The sequence below is a fragment of the Marinobacter sp. EhC06 genome (assembly GCF_001650915.1).
Classification (GTDB): Bacteria; Pseudomonadota; Gammaproteobacteria; order Pseudomonadales; family Oleiphilaceae; genus Marinobacter.
The window spans coordinates 339,251-360,813 of the sequence record NZ_LXYO01000023.1 but is presented as its reverse complement, the minus strand read 5'-3'; the positions used below and the strand labels follow the sequence as shown (position 1 = coordinate 360,813).

Annotated in this window: 21 protein-coding genes; 14 read left to right on the top strand and 7 right to left on the bottom strand. The window is 57.8% G+C overall.

Annotation, left to right across the window (positions count from 1 at the left end; translation table 11 throughout):
* Position 1 precedes the first annotated feature (1 nt).
* Positions 2-2,110: a NosR/NirI family protein gene (locus tag A8B84_RS11630; RefSeq protein ID WP_064229342.1), complete on the bottom strand. Its 2,109-nt coding sequence runs from the start codon at positions 2,108-2,110 to the stop codon at positions 2-4.
* A gap of 109 nt (positions 2,111-2,219) precedes the next feature.
* On the opposite strand from A8B84_RS11630, the gene yghU reads away from it, so the two are divergent.
* Together yghU and A8B84_RS11620 are read left to right on the top strand one after the other, a co-directional pair.
* Positions 2,220-3,092 (top strand): glutathione-dependent disulfide-bond oxidoreductase, encoded by an 873-nt coding sequence (gene yghU / locus A8B84_RS11625; protein ID WP_064229341.1) that lies wholly within the window; start codon positions 2,220-2,222, stop codon positions 3,090-3,092.
* Positions 3,089-3,649, top strand: a complete 561-nt coding sequence (locus tag A8B84_RS11620) for a TIGR00730 family Rossman fold protein (protein WP_064229340.1) — start codon at positions 3,089-3,091, stop codon at positions 3,647-3,649. Before yghU ends, A8B84_RS11620 begins: the two co-directional genes overlap by 4 nt.
* 27 nt (positions 3,650-3,676) lie before the next feature.
* Here the strand turns inward: A8B84_RS11620 and A8B84_RS21670 are convergent, their stop codons facing one another.
* The 3 genes from A8B84_RS21670 to A8B84_RS11610 form a co-directional block, all read right to left on the bottom strand.
* Positions 3,677-3,853: a hypothetical protein gene (locus A8B84_RS21670; RefSeq protein ID WP_162841252.1), complete on the bottom strand. Its 177-nt coding sequence runs from the start codon at positions 3,851-3,853 to the stop codon at positions 3,677-3,679.
* Positions 3,854-3,931: 78 nt separating this feature from the next.
* A complete protein-coding gene (locus tag A8B84_RS11615; protein WP_064229339.1) occupies positions 3,932-4,699 on the bottom strand; it encodes a spermidine synthase in 768 nt (255 codons plus the stop codon).
* A 6-nt stretch (positions 4,700-4,705) separates the two neighbouring features.
* Positions 4,706-5,038, bottom strand: a complete 333-nt coding sequence (locus tag A8B84_RS11610; protein ID WP_064229338.1) for an ankyrin repeat domain-containing protein — start codon at positions 5,036-5,038, stop codon at positions 4,706-4,708.
* A 114-nt stretch (positions 5,039-5,152) separates the two neighbouring features.
* Here A8B84_RS11610 and A8B84_RS11605 point away from each other — a divergent pair, with 114 nt between their 5' ends.
* The 3 genes from A8B84_RS11605 (at position 5,153) to A8B84_RS11595 (ending at position 7,576) form a co-directional block, all read left to right on the top strand.
* On the top strand, positions 5,153-5,776 hold the full coding sequence (locus A8B84_RS11605) for a YbhB/YbcL family Raf kinase inhibitor-like protein (protein WP_064229337.1): 624 nt from the start codon (positions 5,153-5,155) through the stop codon (positions 5,774-5,776).
* Between the two features lie 179 nt (positions 5,777-5,955).
* Positions 5,956-6,807: a UDP-2,3-diacylglucosamine diphosphatase gene (locus A8B84_RS11600; protein ID WP_064229336.1), complete on the top strand. Its 852-nt coding sequence runs from the start codon at positions 5,956-5,958 to the stop codon at positions 6,805-6,807.
* A 76-nt stretch (positions 6,808-6,883) separates the two neighbouring features.
* Positions 6,884-7,576, top strand: a complete 693-nt coding sequence (locus A8B84_RS11595) for a TVP38/TMEM64 family protein (protein ID WP_064229335.1) — start codon at positions 6,884-6,886, stop codon at positions 7,574-7,576.
* Between the two features lie 16 nt (positions 7,577-7,592).
* Here the strand turns inward: A8B84_RS11595 and A8B84_RS11590 are convergent, their stop codons facing one another.
* Positions 7,593-8,765, bottom strand: coding sequence for an ADP-ribosylglycohydrolase family protein (locus A8B84_RS11590; protein ID WP_064229334.1), 1,173 nt, complete (start codon positions 8,763-8,765; stop codon positions 7,593-7,595).
* A gap of 377 nt (positions 8,766-9,142) precedes the next feature.
* On the opposite strand from A8B84_RS11590, the gene A8B84_RS22160 reads away from it, so the two are divergent.
* Positions 9,143-9,979 (top strand): cytochrome c peroxidase, encoded by an 837-nt coding sequence (locus tag A8B84_RS22160; protein WP_336143956.1) that lies wholly within the window; start codon positions 9,143-9,145, stop codon positions 9,977-9,979.
* 104 nt (positions 9,980-10,083) lie between these two features.
* Complete coding sequence (locus tag A8B84_RS11580; RefSeq protein ID WP_082905149.1) at positions 10,084-10,782, top strand: DUF6969 family protein; 699 nt, start codon at positions 10,084-10,086, stop codon at positions 10,780-10,782.
* Between the two features lie 6 nt (positions 10,783-10,788).
* Here A8B84_RS11580 and A8B84_RS11575 read toward each other — a convergent pair whose 3' ends face one another.
* Together A8B84_RS11575 and A8B84_RS11570 are read right to left on the bottom strand one after the other, a co-directional pair.
* The gene (locus A8B84_RS11575; RefSeq protein ID WP_064229332.1) at positions 10,789-11,055 is read right to left on the bottom strand and encodes a zf-HC2 domain-containing protein; all 267 of its coding nucleotides are present in this window, start codon (positions 11,053-11,055) and stop codon (positions 10,789-10,791) included.
* Positions 11,049-11,666: an RNA polymerase sigma factor gene (locus tag A8B84_RS11570; RefSeq protein ID WP_064229331.1), complete on the bottom strand. Its 618-nt coding sequence runs from the start codon at positions 11,664-11,666 to the stop codon at positions 11,049-11,051. The genes A8B84_RS11575 and A8B84_RS11570 overlap by 7 nt, the downstream gene beginning before the upstream one ends.
* Positions 11,667-11,920: 254 nt before the next feature.
* Here A8B84_RS11570 and A8B84_RS11565 point away from each other — a divergent pair, with 254 nt between their 5' ends.
* The 7 genes from A8B84_RS11565 to A8B84_RS11535 all read left to right on the top strand — a co-directional run bounded on the left by A8B84_RS11565 (position 11,921) and on the right by A8B84_RS11535 (position 21,510).
* Positions 11,921-14,110 carry an FAD-dependent oxidoreductase gene (locus tag A8B84_RS11565; RefSeq protein ID WP_064229330.1) on the top strand — a complete coding sequence of 730 codons (2,190 nt, stop codon included), beginning with the start codon at positions 11,921-11,923 and terminating at the stop codon, positions 14,108-14,110.
* Positions 14,097-15,068 (top strand): radical SAM protein, encoded by a 972-nt coding sequence (locus tag A8B84_RS11560; RefSeq protein ID WP_064229329.1) that lies wholly within the window; start codon positions 14,097-14,099, stop codon positions 15,066-15,068. The genes A8B84_RS11565 and A8B84_RS11560 overlap by 14 nt, the downstream gene beginning before the upstream one ends.
* A gap of 449 nt (positions 15,069-15,517) precedes the next feature.
* Positions 15,518-16,921: a sodium:solute symporter family transporter gene (locus A8B84_RS11555; protein WP_064229328.1), complete on the top strand. Its 1,404-nt coding sequence runs from the start codon at positions 15,518-15,520 to the stop codon at positions 16,919-16,921.
* Between the two features lie 4 nt (positions 16,922-16,925).
* Positions 16,926-17,876, top strand: a complete 951-nt coding sequence (locus tag A8B84_RS11550; RefSeq protein ID WP_064229327.1) for a hypothetical protein — start codon at positions 16,926-16,928, stop codon at positions 17,874-17,876.
* A gap of 149 nt (positions 17,877-18,025) precedes the next feature.
* Positions 18,026-18,541 carry a diaminobutyrate acetyltransferase gene (gene ectA, locus A8B84_RS11545; protein WP_064229326.1) on the top strand — a complete coding sequence of 172 codons (516 nt, stop codon included), beginning with the start codon at positions 18,026-18,028 and terminating at the stop codon, positions 18,539-18,541.
* Between the two features lie 207 nt (positions 18,542-18,748).
* Positions 18,749-20,017, top strand: a complete 1,269-nt coding sequence (gene ectB, locus A8B84_RS11540) for a diaminobutyrate--2-oxoglutarate transaminase (protein WP_064229325.1) — start codon at positions 18,749-18,751, stop codon at positions 20,015-20,017.
* 50 nt (positions 20,018-20,067) lie between these two features.
* Positions 20,068-21,510 carry an aspartate kinase gene (locus A8B84_RS11535; RefSeq protein ID WP_064230070.1) on the top strand — a complete coding sequence of 481 codons (1,443 nt, stop codon included), beginning with the start codon at positions 20,068-20,070 and terminating at the stop codon, positions 21,508-21,510.
* Positions 21,511-21,563: the final 53 nt, after the last annotated feature.

Below are 21,563 nucleotides of genomic sequence, written 5' to 3'. Positions count from 1 at the left end.
GTCAGCCCGCGTCCGTTGCCAGTATGTGCGCCTGTCTTGACCGTTTTTTGGTCTCGAGCCGTTTGTCGACGCACCGGGTGTCATCTTCGAGAATAACGACGCACTCCAGGCACTGAATGCACTCGTCGTAGTCAATCCGGCCATCCTTGCGAATGGCATTGATGCCGCATTCGTTTTTACAGTGCTGGCAAGGGTTGCCGCAGAGCTCGACCCGGTCCAGCCAGCTGAACAGTCTGAACCGGCCAAGCACTGCAAGGCCGGCGCCCAACGGGCACAGATAGCGGCAGTAGAATTTGTGGATGAACATGCCTATTACCAGCAGGCCGACGGCGTAAAGTACGAAGGGCCAAGAGCGAACGAAAAACAGGGTTATGCTGGTTTTGAATGGCTCCACCTCCGCCAGCTTTTCGGCGATGGTCAGGGAGTAGAAAGCAGTGCCCACCAGAGCGAGCAGGATCGGATATTTGAGCAGAATCAGGCGCCGGTGCCAGTGCTCGGGCACCTTGATCTGGCGGAATTTCAGTTTCTGGCCAAGCCAGGCGGCCATTTCCTGCAGGGCCCCGAACGGGCAGAGCCAGCCACAGAACAGGCCGCGACCCCAGATGAACAGGGTTATGAATGTGTAGACCCAGAGAATAAAGATGATCGGATCCAGCAAGAAGACATTGAGAGAGAAACCGTCCCAGATCGCCAGGAACAGGGTGTAGATGTTAACCACCGAAAGCTGGCCCTGGGCGTAGAAGCCGATAAAGAACAGGGTGAAAAACAGGAATCCCCAGCGGAACCGGTGTACCAGCTTCGGGTTGCGGCTCAGGGCTTTCTGGCGGGCGAAGAACACGGTCAGAACGGTCAGGCCGATTACCAGCAGGGAAATCTGCCACCAGCGTTCTTTCCAGAGCCCGATCCAGACCGGTTGACGGGTGTCTTCCGGGTTGGGAGCAACCTCGACGGTTTCAAACAGCTCTTCGTTGAATCGAACCGGGATATCCAGGGATGTCCGGTCCACCATCAGATGGTTACGGGCCAGTTCAACGTTGAGCTTCAGGTTGGCCTCTGCCCCCGGGTTAAAGCCGGCGTTGCCGCCCACCCGAAACAGGTTGCCGGCCTCGAACGAGGGCATGCCGGCGGCCCGGAATTCGAGATTCTGGTCGAGCAGGTTGAGATCGCGCATTTCCACGGCCAGGTTGTTCTGGGTAAGGCCGACACGGTCGGGAGAACTGCCAGGCACGAACTCGCGGGAAACATGGGGAAAGGCACCGCGGGACATGACAGCCAGAACCTGCGCGCCATCGTCGAGTCGTTCCATGAGGCGCCGGTAGCCGTCGTCGCCGAGCAGGTTGCGCCCCACCATGGGCGAATTGATGTAGGCGAAGAACAGTTCGGTAAAGGGCTCGCCCTCTGCCGGCTCAATGTTCATGGGGTAGTCAGACAGAGGCCGGCCCAGTTCAGCCTCAATGGACTCACTGCCAATTTGCCAGTGCCCAATGTAACCGCGGTCGACCAGCTGCTGCCAGGACATCGGCTGGTAGAAATCCGGCTTCGCCCGTGTGGGGGCGCTCTGGGCAAAGCCCTCGAGTTTTTGGCGGGCCACTTTCAGGGCCGAGGACAGCACGGTGTCGTTGATGATCAGCACAGAGACCGTGGCCTTGCTGACACCGTCAAAGTGCACCACGTTGCCGTCGCTGGTTCGTCCGGAACGGCTGGAGTTGGAGGTGCTGACAATAATCTGCTCTTGTAACGAATGCCCTTCGTATTGGTCTACGAAGTCGAACAGGGGCTCTTCGCCGAGGCCATGCAGAAATACCGGCTCGTGGTGATTCAGCACCTTGATGCCGGTAAAGCGCCCTTTGGTATCCAGGCCGATCAGCATGCTGATCGGTTTGCCGGCAAAGCCCTGGAGCCGGCTGTGGTCTATGGTTTCGTAGGCATAGCCAAGCAGTTCCTGGAGTTGATACACCGGATACACCGGGAAATCCGGCAGCTTGTCTTCAATGACCGTTGCCGAGGGAAACAGCTCCTGGATCAGCGCCCGCTTGCTGTCTGACAGCTCGGCCTGAACCTGGGGCATTACAAACAGACAGGCAAGAAGGAGCACAATGCGCCCTGCCATGGGGTACTCCTGTGGTTCTTTTTGTTTGATCTTCCATGCTAGAGTTTTCGGCCCCGGGCTCAATGCGACCTCGGAGCCAGCTGAATGCTACTTTGTGAGGAGAAATGCCATGACCGACGCTACCTACACGCCACCCAAAGTCTGGAAATGGGACTCCGAGAGTGGTGGCCGGTTTGCCAGTATCAACCGCCCGATCGCCGGTCCGACCCATGACAAGGAGCTGCCGGTTGGCAAGCACCCGTTGCAGCTTTATTCGCTGGCGACGCCCAATGGCGTCAAGGTAACGGTGATGCTGGAGGAGCTGCTGGAATTGGGTATTAAAGAAGCCGAGTACGATGCCTGGCTCGTCAAAATTACCGAGGGCGACCAGTTTGGCAGCGGTTTTGTGGAGGTGAACCCTAACTCCAAGATTCCCGCCATGATGGACCACAGTGTCAGCCCTTCTATCCGCCTATTCGAATCCGGCTCCATCCTGCTCTATCTGGCGGAAAAGTTTGGCGCTTTCCTGCCCAAGGACACCGCAGGGCGTGCCGAAACTATGAACTGGTTGTTCTGGCAGATGGGCAGCGCACCTATGCTCGGTGGCGGCTTTGGCCATTTCTACGCCTACGCGCCGGAATACTACGAGTACCCGATCAACCGCTACACCATGGAAGTCAAACGTCAGCTGGATGTACTTGATCGGCAGTTGGCCGATAACCGCTACATCGCGGGTGACGAATACACCATTGCCGATATGGCCATCTGGCCGTGGTACGGCGCCCTGGTGAAAAACAAGGTGTACGACGCAGCCGAGTTCCTGGAAGCCCACACCTACACCAACGTCATTCGCTGGGCTGATGAGATTGCCCAGCGTCCGGCGGTCAAGCGCGGCCGGATGGTCAACCGGGCCTGGGGTGAGCCGAGCAGCCAGCTGCACGAGCGCCACGATGCCAGCGATTTCGAGACCCAGACCCAGGACAAGATTGGGGACGGTGAATGAAAGTCGCGGTCTATTGCGGCTCCCGGTCAGGCAACGATCCGCTCTATGCTGACAAAGCCCGGGAGCTGGGTGACTACTTCGGTCGTAATGGCATCGAGCTGGTGTTCGGTGGTGGCCATGTGGGCCTGATGGGCGTCGTGGCCGATGCGGTATTGGCCGCAGGCGGACGGGTGCACGGGGTGATCCCCGAGCATCTGCGGGACCGTGAGCTGGCCCACTCCGGTCTTACCGAGCTGCACGTGGTTAAAAACATGCACGAGCGCAAGGCCCTGATGGCGGATCTGGCTGATGGTTTCGTTGCGCTGCCGGGCGGGATTGGCACCCTGGAAGAGCTGTTTGAGGCCTGGACCTGGGGCCAATTAGGGTTGCACCAGAAACCCTGTGCCATCTACAACGTCAAAGGATTTTTCGATCCGTTGCTGGCGATGGCGCAAACCATGGAGCGGGCCGGATTTCTCAAGCAGCAATACATCGACATGCTGATCCAGACCGACCAGCCAGAAACGCTGCACCGGGCCGTCCTGGATTACCAGAGCCCCGGAGAAAAATGGTCCTGAGCAGACAGGGCTCGGCGCAGGCGGGCCCTATTCTTTCTCTTCCTTGGCTTTCTGAATCGCTTCCAGCTTCTCGTGTAGCAGGGCTTCAAGCTTGATCAGCTTTTCCCGGTTTTTTTCGTTGGGCCGGTTGGTGTATAGATCGACGTAGGTCTTCGTGACCTCACTCAGTACCGGATGCAGCTTTTTATAGTCTTCCTCACTCATGGTCAGAACTCCTCTCGAACGCAGTGGATTCCATACCAGTAACTATGGATCATCCCCGGTAATCATCAAGGACCCAGATCAACTCTGAGACGGTTTTCCGCCCCACTCCATCCGGCTGACTTTAGCCATCAATCGACGCCAGTCTATTGGCAGCCGGTTCTCCAGTTCTGCCAACACCGGGTCTTTGGGGTGAACGGACTGGAAGTGCTGTTTGCTGGCATAGACCACGGTGTTGTTGCTTTTGCTTCGGAAGCCCAGAAGCACGGCAAAATGTCTCTTGAGTCGACGGAAATAGGGCCCTTCAACATCTGGTGTCCTGTGGTAGTTCAGCACCAGCCAGCCGTCTTCGGCCAGCACCTGGGCGCACTCATCCACGAATTGCTTCTGGGCCTGGGCAGGGCTCATCCGGTCTGCGTTATACAGGTCAGCCAGGATCATGTCCGTGCTCGCTTCCGGCAGCCTTTCCAGGGCATCCCGGGCATCAGCAATGGTCACCTCCAGGCGCTCACTATCCGGAAGGTCAAAAAACTCCCTTGCCGTATCCAGCACCGCCTGGCGCAGTTCGACCGCGTGTATCCGGCACTCAGGATAGAGATGGTGAAATGCGCCGGCCATCACGCCGCCGCCCAGGCCCAGAATGGTGACGTGGCGGGGGTTGGCAAATACCGCCGGCAGCATCATGGCCCGGTTGTACTCGTGCACTGGCAGATAGGGATAGCGACGGTCGATCTTGCTCTGCTCGAACACCGAGTTGAAGGTCAGCACCCGGTGTTTGCGGTAATCGACCACCAGGATGCTGCCCAGGGCGTCCCGGGTGTGGTGAATAATCTCGCCCTTGTTGAACATGCCGGCTTACCGGCTTTGTTCTTCGAACAGGCGTCGTACGCTGTCGGTTTTTGCCAGCGACTGAGCGGTATTGCCGCGGCTGTCCGTCGCATCGCGATCGGCGCCTTTTTCAAGCAGTAGACGCACCGTTTCCGCGTGGCCGTGTTTGCTGGCCAGGATCAACAGGGTCTCCCCCTCGCTGGTGCGCATGTTGACCGGGACACCGGCGTCAAGCATCACGCTGAGAGGCCCTGCACCGCCGTTACGGGCCAGTTCGAAAATGCCCTGGGCGAAGGCAACCGCATCCTCGTCTTTCTGGTTTTCGGGCTTTTGCGGCTTGCCGGGCTTCTGTTGGCTCATCGGGGCTCCGTGGTCAGTTGAATCGATTTTGTGTTAAAACCGTATTATCACAGAATGAGACTGTCCCAGACACAGTCGATGAGCCCAAGGCCAAAAATCACAGGAGGCAACGCCGTGAAACTACAGGTTCAAGGCATAGACGAAGGCCAGCCGATTCCCGAGAAATTCGCATTCGGGGTCTACAGTGAAGAAGACCACATGAGCTTCGGTCCCAACCGGAACCCCGAAATTGTCTGGGACGATGCGCCGGAAGGCACCAAGAGCTTCGTGGTAATGATGTTCGATCCGGACGTGCCCAGCGTTGCAGACGACGTGAACCAGGAAGGCAAGACCGTCTCGAAGGACATCCCGCGGGTCGATTTTTTCCACTGGCTGCTGGTGGATGTGCCGGCCGGCACCACCCGGATTCCGGAAGGTGAAGACAGTGATGGTGTGATTCCCAAGGGCAAGGAGCCGGGTCCCGGCCCCATCGGTATCCGCGGCGTGAACAACTACACCCAGTTTCTGGCGGGCAATCCCGACATGAACGGCACTTACGCCGGGTACGATGGCCCCTGTCCGCCCTGGAACGATGAGATCATCCATCATTACCATTTCGAAGTGCACGCACTGGATGTGGATACGCTCGCCCTCGACGGCGAGTTCGATGGTAACGATGTGCGCGAAGCCATGGCGGGGCACGTGTTGGCAAGCGCTCGTGTAACGGGCACCTATACCCTGAATCCGGACCTGCGCTAACCGGTACCTAACACCGGACATTGGTATTCCGGTAACCCCGCGGGTTACCGGGAAACCGCTACTTCCTCCCCTGTGACTCCTTTCTGAGCGTCACAGAAGTGTCTCCCCGTTGTCATTTCCCCGTCACCCGAACTTGCCAAAGTGGCACCATCCGGACTGGTTGAAAGACGGGAGACAAGATGCGGAGCTACCGGAGCGTTTTCATTTCCGACGTACACCTGGGCACGGCAGACTGCCAGGCCGAGTACCTGCTGGATTTCCTGAACCAGGTCCGCTGTGAAACCCTCTACCTGGTGGGCGACATTATCGACCTGATCGCGATGCAGCGACGGGTGCACTTTCCCGATTCCCATCAGGCCGTCATCCACAAACTCATTGAGCTGGCGGCCAGCGGAACCCGAGTGGTTTACGTGCCCGGCAATCACGACGATTTCCTGCGCCGGTTCTGCGGCCAGACCATCGCCGGCATTGAGCTTCGATACAAAGCCGTGCACACCACCGCTGACGGTCGTCGGTTCATGGTCTGCCACGGTGACCAGTTTGATCAGGTAGTGCGTTGCAGCCCGCTGATGCTTCTGGTCGGCGACCGTGCCCACGGCATGCTGCTGCGCCTGAACCGCTGGTTCAACGCCTGGCGCCGGCTCAAGGGCAAGCCCTACTGGTCGCTGGCGGCCTGGGTGAAGAGCCGAATCGGCAAGGCCCGCACCTTCATACGCCGGTTCGAGCTGGCAGCCCTGACTGTCGCGGAAAAGGGCAACTACGACGGCTTTATCTGCGGCCACATCCATTCCGCCGGATTTTTGCGCAGTGAAGAAGGTCTGTACTGCAATGATGGCGACTGGGTGGAGCACTGCACGGCCCTGGTGGAGCAGGAGAACGGCAAACTGGAGCTGCTGCACTGGTCAGAGTCGCCAATAGTGCTGGCAAAAGAGCCGGATGCCCCGAACCCGGATGTGTGCGGCGATGCCCGGCCGGTGATCGACAGCCTGCCAACGGCGTTTGTGGAACAGGTTAACCGACTGGCCAGCTGAGCCTTACGGGTTCCTGAGCTGATTGCGGACAACGGCTATCGCTTCCTGTTTCCGGGATAGCGGGTAGAATGGCCATATGACCCGTTCGCAGTTGGTTTTCCGTCTTTCCTTCCTGGCCATTGTGGCGCTGCTGATGGCAGCGATCTGGCTGCTGCTGCGACAACTGGGCATGCCGGCCAGTTTTGCGCCGTCGGTGTTGTCCGACTGGTTTGCCAGCCAGGGCGCGTTGGGGCCGGTATTGCTTATGCTCCTGATGATTCTGGCTGTTGTGGTCGGACCGATCCCTACCTTGCCGATCAGTGCAGCCTCCGGCCTGGTGTACGGCATGTTCAGCGGAACCGCGATTGCGGTGATGGGTGCCCTGGCCGGTTCGCTGATTGCGTTCTACCTGGCGCGGGTGCTCGGGCGTGAAGCAGTCCAGCAGAAGCTCGAACATAACCCGGTATTCTCGGCCCGCGGTTCGCAGCGGTTCCTTTTCATCGCGGTATTCCTGACCCGGCTCATTCCCCTGTTCTCTTTCGCCCTGATCAGCTATGCCGCCGGTGTGACGGCCATACACCTGTGGCGTTACTCCCTTGCCACAGCCCTTGGCATGTTGCCCATGACCTTTGTGTTTGCTGGCCTGGGCCATACCTTCGAGCTCAATCCCACCCTGACCGTCTTGGCTGCCGCTACAGTGCTGTTGGTGATGAGCACACTGCCCCTGTACCTGCGGCGGCGCCCGCATTCCCGGCTGTCCCGTTGGCTGCATCTGGATGGGCGGGTTTGAGTTTTACAGTGAATGCCTAGCTGACTAGCAACGATTCGATATCCTGATATAGGGACGCAGCATTGGTAACCTTCGCGAGCCAGCTCAGGGGAATGCCTGTTTCACCGCCAACGCCATGAATAGCCGCCATGGCAGGGCCAATGATCCAGGCGCGACCGCAGGAATCGCCGCCACAATGAATATTGGCTCGAATGGCCTCCGTGTAGCTCCCGGCATGGTTGAGAATGTGAAAAATCACCGGCATGGCCTCATGCAGGTAGCAGGTTCGGCCAAAGGTGTCGCCGGCACCAACGCCGTTCAGTTCTGAGCCCGCGCGGGCATGGTTCAGGGATTTCTGATCCGGCGCCTCGGTGATGGCAGCATCCATGGCTCCAGAAAGGCCTTCTCCCTGGAAGAGCCGATCCAGAAGCAACGCTGCGCATTTCGCCCAGGCTACGGCATCGTCGTTGTTATTCGTGACCCGGACGGCCGCTTCCGTGACTTCCAGAAGATCGCTACTCCCACAGAAGCAGGCAACCAGTGGTGGCAGTTTCGAAACCGCTGGCAGTTGCATATCGTCTGCCCCACTTTCCCGCACCAGATAGCGGTCGATGGTTTCTGCCAGATTGACACCGGCCTCCTGCACTTTCGCTTCTTTGTAGGTCAGGTTGATGGCCTCGCGAACCGGTTGAGCGAGTTGGTCGCCACTCAGCCGGCGGGTATAGGGCATCACTTTTTGCACCAGCACCCGCTTTTGTTTTTCGGTCAGTCCGGCGGGCATGGTGTCCTGCGCCTGCTTGACCGCTTCGCGCTCATTGGCGTTGAAGTTCTCGAGGGTAATGCGCGTGGGATTGTCGATAAATCCCCGCCACTGCCCGCCCGGGCCAAAAAAGGCACGAAACCTGCGTTGATAATCCCGAACATCCAGTGCGGCGTTGTTAGCTAATAAACTGTCCGTCAGAACGCCCGTTGCGGCGCCATAGTGACTCACATCGCCAACTTGCTTACCTTCATGGGCAAAGTAGCCAAACCCCTTCGTATAATAGTCCGCCCTTGGCGGCAGAAATTCCGGTGTCTGGCCGCCAACCTCTGCGATGCGCTCGCTGTTGTAGAGCCAGTGCAAACCCAGGCTCGCCGCGTCCGCGACCCAGCCTCCTGCCAGGGCAGCAGTTATGGCAGCTTTTCTTTCGTGCGGGATTTTGCGGGCCATCGGGGATCCTCAATGTCGGATTTGAATGTATTGTTGAAGCACAAATCTTCTTTCCGCTATATGAATTACGTTGTAACAACGCTTTGGTTCCCGTGTCAGTGTGAGTGAGGTCTTTATTTCGTCCATCGTGTTTCGTGTTGTTCGCCTCTGCATTGTTGGTCGGGTTGTAAACCCCTTGGGTGGAGCTGGGCTCCACCCTTTTTTATGCCTGAAAGAAACGTGGCCCACCCGATTCAGGTTTGCCAGAAAAACTCTGTTTATTTCCTGAATAGGTGTAATAGTTCAGAAACTCATGTGTCTCCTATCTGACCGCTCATCGCAGCGATCACGGGCTTCCAAAGCCCGCCTCAAAAACTCTGTGAACAGGGAGAGAGACCATGTCCACGATACATCCGTTGAGAAAAGCGATTCGCACATCGTATGAACATCGACGCACGACCTGGTGGTCTGCCGCACTGGTGACCGCCATGCTTGGAGCCGGGGGTATGGCTTCGGCTGCCTGCGGTCCCTGTTCTCCTTGCAAGAATCAGTGTAAGGCAGGACAACAGTGCAAGGCTGGCTGTAAAGCCGGGTGCAATCCCTGCGCCGCAAAAAACCCGTGTGCAACGAAAAACCCCTGTGCGTCGAAGAATCCGTGCGCAACCAAAGGTAGTAACCCGTGCGCGGCCACCGGCAAGTGCGGGGCAAAGCCCAATCCCTGCGCCGCCAAAAAGGTTACCCGGCCAGCGGCTTACCAGCCCTACGAGGGCAATCCCTGCAAGCTCATGGCGCTCGGGAAGAAGCTGTTTAACGACACGTCCCTCAGTAGCAATGGGTTGTCTTGCGCGACCTGCCATAACGATGGTGCGGGTTACAACGCAACGTTTGCCAACGCCTACCCACATTCGGTGGCGATGGCCAGAAACATCTTTGGCATGGAGTCAGTGCATCTGGATGAGATGGTTCAGATCTGCATGGTGCGACCCATGGCTGCCGAACCTCTGGACTGGGGCGGCGAGCAGCTTGCGGCGTTAACGACCTACATGGCCAATATCCAGACGCAGCTTTCCGCCAACCCCTGTGCCTTGAAGGGGGGCAAATGTGGTGCTTGCGGCCCGTGCGCTGGTAAGAACCCCTGCGCGACGAAAAATCCGGGCGCTACCAGAAATCCCTGTGCCGCGAAGAATCCCTGCTCGGCCAGTAGTGGTAAGCGAAGGGCAGATGTTGCTGTGTGATCAGTTGAAGGATTGGATCGCGCGGCTTCGGGGGTCTTCCGGAGTCGCGCGGTAAGGAGCAAAAAACTATGCAAGAGCTTCATGTTACGAGGCCGGGAAGCCTCATGGAAAAGCAGTTATCAGACAGTCTCGCGGCCATCCACGAGATCAGGGAGTGCTACCGGGTGCTGAAAAAAGGCGGGCTGAATGTGGTCGGTGAGGTTCTCAAGGGGCAGGGTCCTTTCTATGAGATGGAGCATTACCCGAAGGACGATGTGTACGATCAGGAAACGGCGTCCCAGTATTATTACCACGCTCACCGGGAGGACCACGCCGAGCATGGTCATTTCCATTTGTTTCTGCGCAACGGGGCCTTACCCGAAGAGGCAAAACCACTCATGGGCCCGGTTGCAGAGGATCGGGTGGCACACTTGATTGCCATATCCATGGATGCGTGGGGATATCCCACGGATCTTTTTACCGTAAACCGCTGGGTAACGGATGAGAGCTGGCTGCCTGCCGAGGTGGTCGCGGGTGCGCTGGATCGGTTTGCCATTGACCATGCTCACCCAAGTTGGCCTGTTAACCGTTGGCTGACAGCCATGGTGCGTTGCTTCCGGCCCCAGATCGAAACGCTCCTTTACCATCGTGACGAGGTTATCAATCAGCGGCGGGCGCAAGGTCTGAAGGCGGTGCTTGAAGATCGTTCGCTGGAGATCATTGGAGCTGTACCTGTTGATGTGGAAAGCTGGGCGGTTGAACTGGAAGCGGAGCAGAGGAAACGCCAGGACTGCTATCGGCGGCTTTCAGTCACAGGACACTGAGCTCAATTAGTCCGGGTCCTGGTTTGTGGGGTCTTGAGACCCTTCTTTCAGCGCCAGGGCTACTCGTTCGTCAATCTTGCGGATAAGCTCCTCATCCGCCTGGCCAGAGGAATGTGCGTTTAACATGTCGGTGCTTGCCCGCAGATTGCCAATAAAGGTCCGGCAGTCCTTGCACATCATCAGATGCATTTTCACAGACATGTTCTCGAGAACCGGGAGTTCGCCATCAATGTAATCGCTGGCAATAACTGCGAGATCCCTGCACATCAGCATTCGCCGGTCTCCTGGAAGTTCTCAACCATCAGAAAGATTTTCTGTCTGGCCCGGTGCAACAGCACCCGTAGATTAGAGGCGCTGACATCAAGAATGTTACAGACATCCTCAGATTTGTGCTGGTGGGCTTCGTAGAGCATCAGCGCCGAGCGCTGGGTTTCCGGAAGGGAGGAGAGGTGTTTGTCGAGGCAATCGTTGAGGGCGCCGTTTTCAATCAGGGTATCGGCGGATTCATGAAATTGCAGTTTGGGCGGCAGCTCCCAGCGTCCTTTGGCGTTAAAGCGATGGGCCAGCTCTGGCTCCAGGCTCTCCGAGAAGTCCGTCGGGATTTCCCTGTTAGTCGAACGAAGCTGATTCTTGCAACGGTTGGCAACAACGCGGTGCAACCAGGTTTTTAAACCTGAACGACCTTCAAAGCCATGGATAGCATCAATAACTTTAACCCAGCAATCCTGAACGACTTCTTCTGCACTGGAATGGTCCAGATAGAACCGGGCGACTGCTAACATCCCGGGGGTGTAGGCACGCACTGCTTCCTGAAAAGAGTCATTATCACCAGTTTTCAAGCCCTGAATCAGTTTTATCTCCTTTTCCCGACTTGAGTCAGTCATGACCGTTCCCTTTTATGAGCAATTGTTCAAGAATAGCAGTAAGTTTGGAAATCGGTCGATAAGTTCCCGGCGTATTCGGTAGGCGGTGTAATCAAATTGTTAGATATTCATGAGCAATCGTTGACACAATGCGTTGCCGAACGACGTACAACAACGGTAAGCCGGTAACGAACACTGAGCCCACGGTTTGATGTAACAATTTCGGGGTTGTGGTGTCTCTTCGTTATCACGTTCAAGGTAGAAAGGATTAATTCATGACACTCAAGAAATGGATTCTGGTCGCGTTGATTGCGGCTGTGGTTGTCGGGTTTATTGCCAGTGGCGGTAGCGAGCTCCTGACTCTCGAGAACCTGAAGGAAAACCAACAGTCCCTGGGTAACTGGATCGATCAGAACCTGTTGGTTGCGGTGCTGGGCTTCGTTGTTGTTTATGTCGTGGTAACAGCGCTTTCTCTGCCAGGCGCTACCATCATGACGCTGGCCGGTGGTGCGTTTTTCGGAAATCTCTACGGTCTGGCAGCCGTCTCCGTTGCCTCAACTATCGGTGCGTCGCTTGCCTTCCTGGTGGCGCGGTTCCTGATGCGAGACACGCTTCGAAAACGGTATTGCGAAACCGTGGCGAAGATGGATCGCGGCATTGAAAAAGACGGCGCCTTCTACCTTGCAACCCTGCGGCTTGTGCCGGTGTTCCCCTTCTTCCTGATCAACCTGGCCATGGGCCTGACGGCCATGAAGTTGCGCATCTATGCCCTGGTGAGCTGGATTGCCATGCTGCCCGGCACCTTTGTTTACGTGAACGCCGGCACCCAGCTGGGCCAGATCCAGTCTACCGGTGACATTGTTTCGGCCGATCTGCTTCTGTCCTTTGCCCTGTTGGGGCTGTTCCCGTTGATTGCCAAGTTCGTGGTGGGCTTTATTCGCCGCCGCAAGGTTTACGCTGGCTGGCAGAAGCCCGAGCATTTCGATTACAACCTGCTGGTTATCGGCGGTGGCTCTGCCGGTCTGGTCTCCGCCTACATCGCCGCAGCCGTGAAAGCCAAGGTGGCTCTGATTGAAAAGCACAAGATGGGTGGCGACTGCCTGAATACCGGCTGCGTGCCCTCCAAGGCCCTGATTCGCAGCGCCAAGGCGGCGGATACCCTGCGCCATGCCAACCGTTACGGACTGGAATCGGTGCCCGTTAAAGGCTCGTTCAAGACCATCATGAACCGGGTCAAGGATGTCATCGCGAAAGTGGAACCCCACGATTCCCCGGAGCGCTACCGCAAGCTGGGTGTGGACTGCATTGCCGGCGAAGCCAGCTTCGTTTCGCCCTGGGAGCTTGAGGTCCGGCACAATGATGGCCGCACCGAACGCCTGACCGCCCGCAGCATAGTCGTTGCCACTGGTGGCAAGCCTGCGGTACCCCCGATTCCCGGCCTGAAAGACATCCAGCCGCTGACTTCCGACAACCTGTGGGAGCTGCAGGACCAGCCGGAACGTCTGCTGGTGCTGGGCGGTGGCCCGATCGGTTCGGAGCTGGCCCACGCATTCGCTCGGTTGGGTAGCAAGGTGACCCAGGTTGAGATGGGCGAGCGTTTGCTGGCCAAGGAAGATGTGGATGTCTCCGAACTGGTGCTGAAGCAGGTCCAGGCGGACGGTGTGGATGTCCGGTTGAAACATTCCGCCGCCGAGTTCCGTATGGAGGAAGGAGAGAAAGTCGCCTACTGCGAGCACGAAGGTGAGCGGGTGCGAATTCCTTTCGACCAGGTGCTCGTAGCCGTTGGCCGCGCAGCCAACACCGCTGGCCTGAACCTGGAGCGGATTGGCGTCGACACCCTGCCGAACGGAACCGTGCCGGTGGAAGAGGACATGAGCCTGCGTTATCCGAACGTTTTTGCCTGCGGCGATGTGGCAGGCCCCTACCAGTTCACCCACGCGGCGGCGCACCAGGCCTGGTACGCGGCGGTGAACGGTCTGTTCGGGCAGTTCAAGCGATTCAAGGTGGACTACCGGGTGATGCCCTGGGTGACCTTTACCTCGCCGGAAGTGGCGCGGGTGGGGCTAAGTGAAGCCGAAGCCAGGGCGCAGGGCGTGGCCTACGAGGTCACCCGCTATGGGCTGGATGACCTGGACCGGGCAATTGCCGAGAGTGAGGACCATGGCTTTATCAAGGTGCTGACCCCGCCGGGCAAGGATAAGATCCTGGGCGCGGTTGTGGTTGGCAGCCACTCCGGGGAAATCCTGGCCGAGTTCACCCTGGCCATGAAGCATGGCCTTGGCCTGAACAAGATCCTGGGCACCATTCACCCCTACCCGACCTGGAACGAGTCAGCCAAGTACGCTGCTGGTGAATGGAAACGGGCCCATGCGCCCGAAGGTATCCTGAAGCTGCTGGAGAAGCTCCATGGCTGGCGCCGTGGGAAAAACACGAATACACCGAGGAGCATCTATGCCCCTGACTGAAACCAGACCGGCCCGCAGTACACGTATTCCGGCCGTGGAAGTCCTGGAACCCCGGGCCCGCGACAGCTGGACCCACACCCGCAACGGTGACCCCCGGGGTTACATTGACGCGGACAAGCTCAAAGAGTTATGGATACACACCGGCACCGCCTGCAACCTGGCCTGCCCCTTCTGCCTGGAAGGGTCCCATCCCGGAGATGGTAGGATTCCGGGCATGAAACTCAGCGACGTGAAGCCGTTTATCCACGAAGCCATCGACATGGGTGTGGAGCAGTTCTCCTTCACCGGCGGCGAGCCCTTTGTGATCCGCGACTTCGTCAACATCCTGGATTACGCCAGCCAGCACCGGCCCTGTTTCGTACTCACCAATGCCACCGAGCCTCTGCTGAAACGCCGGCATCAGGTGCAGCCATTGCTGGATAACCCCTACCCGATCCACTTCCGGGTGAGCCTGGATTTCCCCGATCGCGCCCGGCATGACAAGGATCGCGGTGACGGCAGCTTCGACCAGGCACTGGAGGGCATCCACTGGCTGATCGAACAGGGTTTCAAGGTGTCCATTGCCCGCCAGACCGATCCGGAGGAAATTCCGGCAGATGTCGAAGCCGCGTTCCGTGACATCTTCAGGGAGTGGGGCATTCCAGAGAACTTGGCATTCACCGCATTTCCGGACCTGGGTACGCCAGGTTCTGAAGACGGCAGCCCGGAGATTACCGAGACCTGTATGGAGAAGTATCCGACTAAAGAGGCTCGCTCCCACTTTATGTGCACCTATACGCGGATGCTGGTGAAGAAGGGCGAACAGGTTCGGGTGTATGCCTGCACGCTGGTGGATGATGATCCGCAGTATGACCTCGGGGGTACGCTTGCCGAGAGTATGGATGAGCGCATTATGTTGCGGCATCACCGGTGTTTTTCCTGTTACCGCTTTGGGGCTAGTTGCTCGGCTCCTGCTTGAGCTTTGGCCCTGGATTCTTCAGGACTGGTAGCTGGTCATTGGCGGCCTGGGAGGTGAGGTTATTTTCCCTTGGGAAAAACAACTCGCTTCGCTCAGACATCTTTTTCCTGGCGGGAAAATAACCTCACCACCCAGACCGCGGGTACGGCTTTGCTATTCGGTTGCTGAGTGGGAAGGAAGGACAGAAAAAGCAGAACGGGTGTAAGGACCCGCCAGGGTGGTTTGCTGGCTATCTCCTTCGCCGGGGAAGCCAGAACTTAGGTAGGACAAGGGGCAGGCCGGTAGGGGGTTCAAAAAATGTGGAGCGCCAGGGAAGGCGCGACCAAGCCCCCCATGGATGGGTTCACGGGCGTTTTTTTGAACCCCCTACCGGCCTGCCCCGAAAAGCACCACATCAGAAACCCCGGGAAAAGCCCCGGAACAAAGCACAAAGAACAAGGTACGAGAACATGAACTTCACAGAGGCCTCCCTGTTCTGGGGATTCCTGCTGGTCTACGGCGTGGTGATGTACTGGCTGTCGCCCAAGAGCAAGAACGCGAATTCGTTCTATAAAGGCGCCGATGACCAGGGTAACCCGGTGGGGCAGTGGTCGCTGACAGCGAGTATTTTTATCAGTTGGATCTTTGCCAAGTCGGTGACCAATGCGGCGAACCTGGGTGCGGCTTATGGTGTGGTGGGCGGTCTGGCTTATGCCAGTTACTGGCTGTCGATTCCGGTGGCGGGGTATGTGATTTACCTGATCCGGACCCAGACCGGGGCGCGGAGTTTGCAGGATTTTCTGACCTCCCGGTTTGGTCGGCTGGCGAGTCTGGCGTTTGCGGCGGCGATTCTGATTCGGCTTTATAACGAGGTCTGGAGTAACACCGCGGTGGTTGGAGGTTATTTCGGGCTGCCCGGTGAGTGGGAGTATTACGCGGCGGCGATGCTGTTCACGGTGTTTACCCTGGCCTACAGCCTGAAGGGCGGGCTGCGGTCGTCGATTTTCACCGATGTGATTCAGGCGTTCGTGTTTGTGTTCTTTGTGGCGGCGGTGTTGTTCCTCATTATTCCCGCCAACGATACCAGCGCTCTGCTGACCAATGGCGAGTTCCGGCTCAATGCCGGCTTTGATCTCTTGCTGGTGGCTTTGCTGCAGCTGTTCAGCTATCCGTTCCACGATCCGGTGCTGACCGACCGGGGTTTTGTGAACAAGGAAAAGACCATGCTCAAAAGCTTTGTGGTGGCCGGGCTGCTGGGCTTTGTGGCGGTGTTTATCTTCAGTCTGGTGGGTGTCCATGCCCGGCTCAACGGTATCGAGGCCATGGGCAATGCGCCTGCGGCGGTGGGGCAGTCCCTGGGGCTGGCGGCGTTGTTCTTTATGAGCGTGGTTATGATGACCTCGGCCGGTTCCACTCTGGATTCCACCTTTACTTCCCTGGCCAAATCTCTGGCGGTGGATCTGCCCCGGCTGGCCCGGCGTGCGTCTGACAAGCTGCCGAGCATCCGGGTGGGTGCGGTTGTGATGGTGATCTTTGCCTTCCTGGGCAACCTGCCGATGTTTGCCGGTACCGATATCCTCAAGGCCACTACTATTTCCGGCACCATGGTGATGGGGCTGGCACCTGTGTTCCTGTTTTACGGGTTTACCAAATGGTCGCCCTGGAGTTTTCATCTGAGTTTCTGGACTGGCCTGGGCCTTGGGCTCTTGCTCGCGGTTGGGCTGATCCCCTCCAGCTGGGCCATTGGCGATGGCAACTACGCCATGTTGCTGGGCGTGAATGCCTATGGCTTCCTGATCTGTACCGCCGGTTTCTTTGCGCCTTTATTGCTTCGTCGTCTTGCCGGACGGTCACTGGCGGCGGGGGAGGCTTGAGCCGATGAGCGAAGGGCGCAGCTGTCCGTTGGCGTATCGATACTCTGCCGAATCGCTTTGCCAGGATCCCCGAACGGTCTCTGAGGACGTGCTGTATATCGTTGGAGGGCTTTACGGGAATCCCTGGGCCCTCGATGAAATCGAGCAGATGGCATTGGCGGAAGAGCGGCAGGGGCATCGGGTGAAGCTGGTGTTCAATGGCGACTTCAACTGGTTTAACGCTAGCGACAGCCTGTTCCGGACCATTAATAACCGGGTGCTGGATCACACGGTCAGCCTGGGCAATGTGGACTATGAGCTGGCGAATCCCAGTGCCGGCGCCGGCTGTGGCTGCGCCTATCCGGATTTTGTTGATCAGGGCGTGGTGGAGCGGTCGAACCGGATCATGGAACGGCTTCAGGGCATTGCCGGGGAACATCCGGATATCCAGCGGCGGTTGTCCTTGCTGCCAAGGTATCGATGCCTGATCTTTGGAGGCCTAAAGGTTTTGGTGGTGCATGGTGATCCAGAGTCCCTGGCCGGATGGGGGCTGGCTTACGAAGCCTTTGGCGAGGGTAACGATGGCAAGCTCTCGGAATGGTTCCTGGCCTCGGGGGCCGATGTGATTGCCGCCACCCATACCTGCCTGCCGGTACTCTGGTCGGGGTTGGTGGGTGAGCAGAGTCGGGTAGTGGTGAACAACGGATCTGCGGGCATGGGTAACCTGCAATCGGATCCGCGCGGACTGATTACCCGCATTGGCCTCTCCAGCCCTGTCATTGAGCCTGTTGCCGGAATTGAGCGCCAGGGTCTGCATGTTTCTCTGCTGCCGGTATCCTTCCCCCTGGAGGCCTGGCTGTCGGAGTTTGACCGGTTATGGCCGGCCGGCTCGCCCGCCGCTGTGTCCTATCGGAACCGGATTCTGACTGGCACCTCATTGAGTGCCGACGATGTGATTTTCCCTTCACTAATTTAACCATTTTGTCACTGGCGAATGCTTCAATCCGGTCTATTCTGAAAGAGTGAGCTGGGGCCTTGCCGTAGGCGGGTTTTGAGCTGTACTTGAAATATATTTTGTGGTCTATATAATTCAACACTAACTTTTTGCCACGAACTGATCACGCTATGACATCAGAAGGATCGAATACCACCGCCATCACGCTTCGCACACCCGTGAAGGATGATGGCTTCAGGCTCCACCAGCTGGTGGCAGAGTGCCCGCCGCTGGACCCCAACTCGATTTACTGCAACCTGTTGCAGTGCAGCCACTTTGCCGAAACCGGCGTGGCGGCGGAGAAGGAAGGCGATCTGGTCGGCTTTATCTCCGGATACATCCCTCCCCAACAGCCCGATACCGTGTTTGTCTGGCAGGTGGCGGTTCACGAAAAAGGTCGTGGACAGGGCCTGGCCAAGCGGATGCTGAAAGAAATCGTTGGCCGTGATGCATGCAAGAACGTCACCCATATGGAGACGACCATCACCGAAGACAACGAGGCCTCATGGGCGCTGTTCCGTTCATTCGCCCGTGATATGGGAGCCGAGCTCACCTACCACGAGCAGTTCGAGAAAGAGACCCATTTCGGCGGGCAGCATGATTCCGAGTTTCTGCTGCGCATCGGGCCTTTCACGAAGCCAGTCTGAGAGCCGCGGTCCAGGATCGGCCCTGTCATGTAATTGCGGGGCTGTGAACGACTGTAAAGCTGTGATTTGAATTAGCCGGCGGACCACTGAGGTAGGTCTGTCACAAGGCTTTAATCAACGCACGGTAGGCCTATCGCGACCGTATCCGCATTTTTTGATAAGCCACCGCGCATCTACCTCGAACCTGACATGCTAAGAGGCAAGACGATGGAAATTTTCAAGTCGACCGAATCCGAAGTACGTGTATATAGCCGTGCGTTTCCGGTGATCTTCAACCGCGCCAAGAACGCGCACCTGTACACCGAAGATGGCAAGGAATACCTGGATTTTCTCGCTGGCGCCGGGTCCCTGAACTACGGCCACAACAACGACATCCTGAAAAAAGCACTGATCGAATATATTGAAGCCGACGGCGTAAGCCAGGGCCTGGACATGTTTACCACGGCCAAGCACGACTTCATGGAATCCTACAAGAAGCACATCCTGGATCCCCGTGGCCTGGACTACAAAATGCAGTTCACCGGTCCCACCGGCACCAACTGTGTGGAAGCAGCCCTGAAACTGGCCCGTAAGGTAAAAGGCCGCAGCGGCATTATCTCCTTTACCAATGGTTTCCATGGCGTAACCATGGGTGCCGTTGCCACCACCGGTAACAAGCACCACCGGGGCGGTGTTGGCACTCCCCTGGGCAATGTCGATTTCATGTTCTACGACGGCTACCTGGGCGACGATGTTGATACCCTGGCAATCATGGACAAACTGCTGAGCGACGGCTCCTCCGGTTTTGAACTGCCGGCGGCGGTGATCGTGGAAGCGGTTCAGGGCGAAGGTGGTCTGAACGCCTGTCGCGCGGAATGGCTGAAGGGGCTGTCTGAACTGTGCAAGAAGCACGATATTCTGCTGATTCTGGATGATATCCAGGCGGGCAATGGCCGCACCGGTGAGTTCTTCAGCTTTGAGTTTGCCGGTATCAAGCCGGACATCGTAACCGTGTCCAAGTCCCTCAGTGGCTACGGTCTGCCGATGGCGCTGGTGTTGTTCAAGCCGGAACTGGACGTTTGGGATCCGGGCGAGCATAACGGCACCTTCCGTGGTAACAACATGGCGTTCATTACCGCGCGGACCGCTGTTGAGACCTACTGGAAAGACGACGCCTTTGCCAACGAGGTAAAGGCCAAGACCAAGGTGCTGGGCGATGCGCTGCAGGCGATTTGCGACAAGTACCCCGGTCAGTTCAAAATGAAGGGGCGCGGTTTGATGCGTGGCATTGAAGCAACCCACGCGGATATCACAGGCCCGATTACCAAACGTGCCTTCGAGCACGGCCTGATCATCGAGACCAGTGGTCCGAACGATGAAGTCATCAAGTGCCTGATGCCGCTGACGACCAGTGAGGAAGACCTGAAGAAAGGGGCAGCCCTGCTGGCGAAAAGTGTGGACGAAATCATGCAGGAAGGGCTTAGCGAGGCGTCGTAAGACGCCCGCACCTCCGGACATTCATGCTGCAGGATAGCAAAGGCAAAACTATGACCAGCCAACAACATACCGTTGAAAAGATCGGCGGTACGTCGATGAGTAACTACGAGGCCGTCCGAGATAACATCATCATCGGTAATCGAAAGAAGGACGACCTGTATCAGCGCATTTTCGTGGTCTCTGCCTACGGTGGTGTGACCAACGAGCTGCTTGAACACAAGAAAACCGGTGAGCCGGGCGTCTACGCCCTGTTTGCGGATGCCGAGTCGGACTGGGCCTGGGGTGACGACCTCACCAAACTGGTCAAGTTCCTGACCGATATCAACGGCGAACTGTTTGAGGATCCGATGCTCAAGCAGCAGGCGGACCAGTTCATCACCGACCGTATCGAGGGCGTTCGGGGCTGCCTGATCGACCTGCAGCGCCTGTGCTCCTACGGCCAGTTCCAGCTGGAAGAACACCTGCTGACAGTGCGCGAAATGCTGGCCGGCATCGGCGAGGCTCACAGTGCCTTCAATACCGCCCTGAAGCTTCAGCAGGAAGGTATCAATGCCCGCTTTGTGGATCTGACCGGCTGGCGCGATAACGAGCTGCTGCCGCTGGACGAAAAGCTTAAGCAGGCCTTCGACGCGGTGGACCTCACCCGTGAGCTGCCCATCGTGACCGGTTACGCTCAGTGCAAGGAAGGTCTGATGCGCACCTTCGATCGCGGTTACAGCGAAATGACCTTCAGCCGGGTAGCTGTGATCACCGAGGCCCGAGAGGCGATTATCCACAAGGAATACCACCTGAGCTCTGCCGATCCCAACATCGTCGGCGCAGACAAGGTGGTGCCCCTGGGGCGTACCAATTACGACGTTGCCGACCAGCTTGCCAACCTCGGTATGGAAGCAATTCATCCCCGTGCTGGTAAGGGCATGCGCCAGAACGAGATTCCGCTGCGGGTAATGAATACCTTCGAGCCGGAACACACAGGAACCCTGATCACCGGCGATTACGTCAGTGAGAAGCCTCAGGTGGAGATCATCGCTGGCGCCAAGGGTGTTTTTGCCGTGGAAGTGTTCGATCAGGACATGCAGGGCGAGCCGGGTTCCGACCGTCGTATTCTGGATGTATTGAGCCGGTTCAAGATTCGGTTCATGTCCAAGGACACCAACGCAAACACCATCACCCACTACGTGGGCAGCACCCTGAAACACGTCAAGCGGGTGGTCAAAGCGTTGAAGGAAGAGTTCCCCAACGCCGAAATCAACACCCGGAAGGTGGCCGTGGTTTCCGCTATCGGCAGCGATATGAAGGTTCCGGGTATCCTGGCCCGTTCCGTCAAGGCCCTGGCCGATGAGGAAATCAGCATTCTGGCGCTGCACCAGTGTATGCGTCAGGTGGATATCCAGTTTGTGGTGGACGAGGACGATTACGAAAAGGCGATTGTTGCTCTGCACGGCGTTTTGATCGAGCCCCACAACCACGAGTACGCCATTGTCGCAGCCTGAGTCGCTGCAGCCTCACAATTAATGCCCGCAGGCCGACCGCTCGTGTCGCCTGC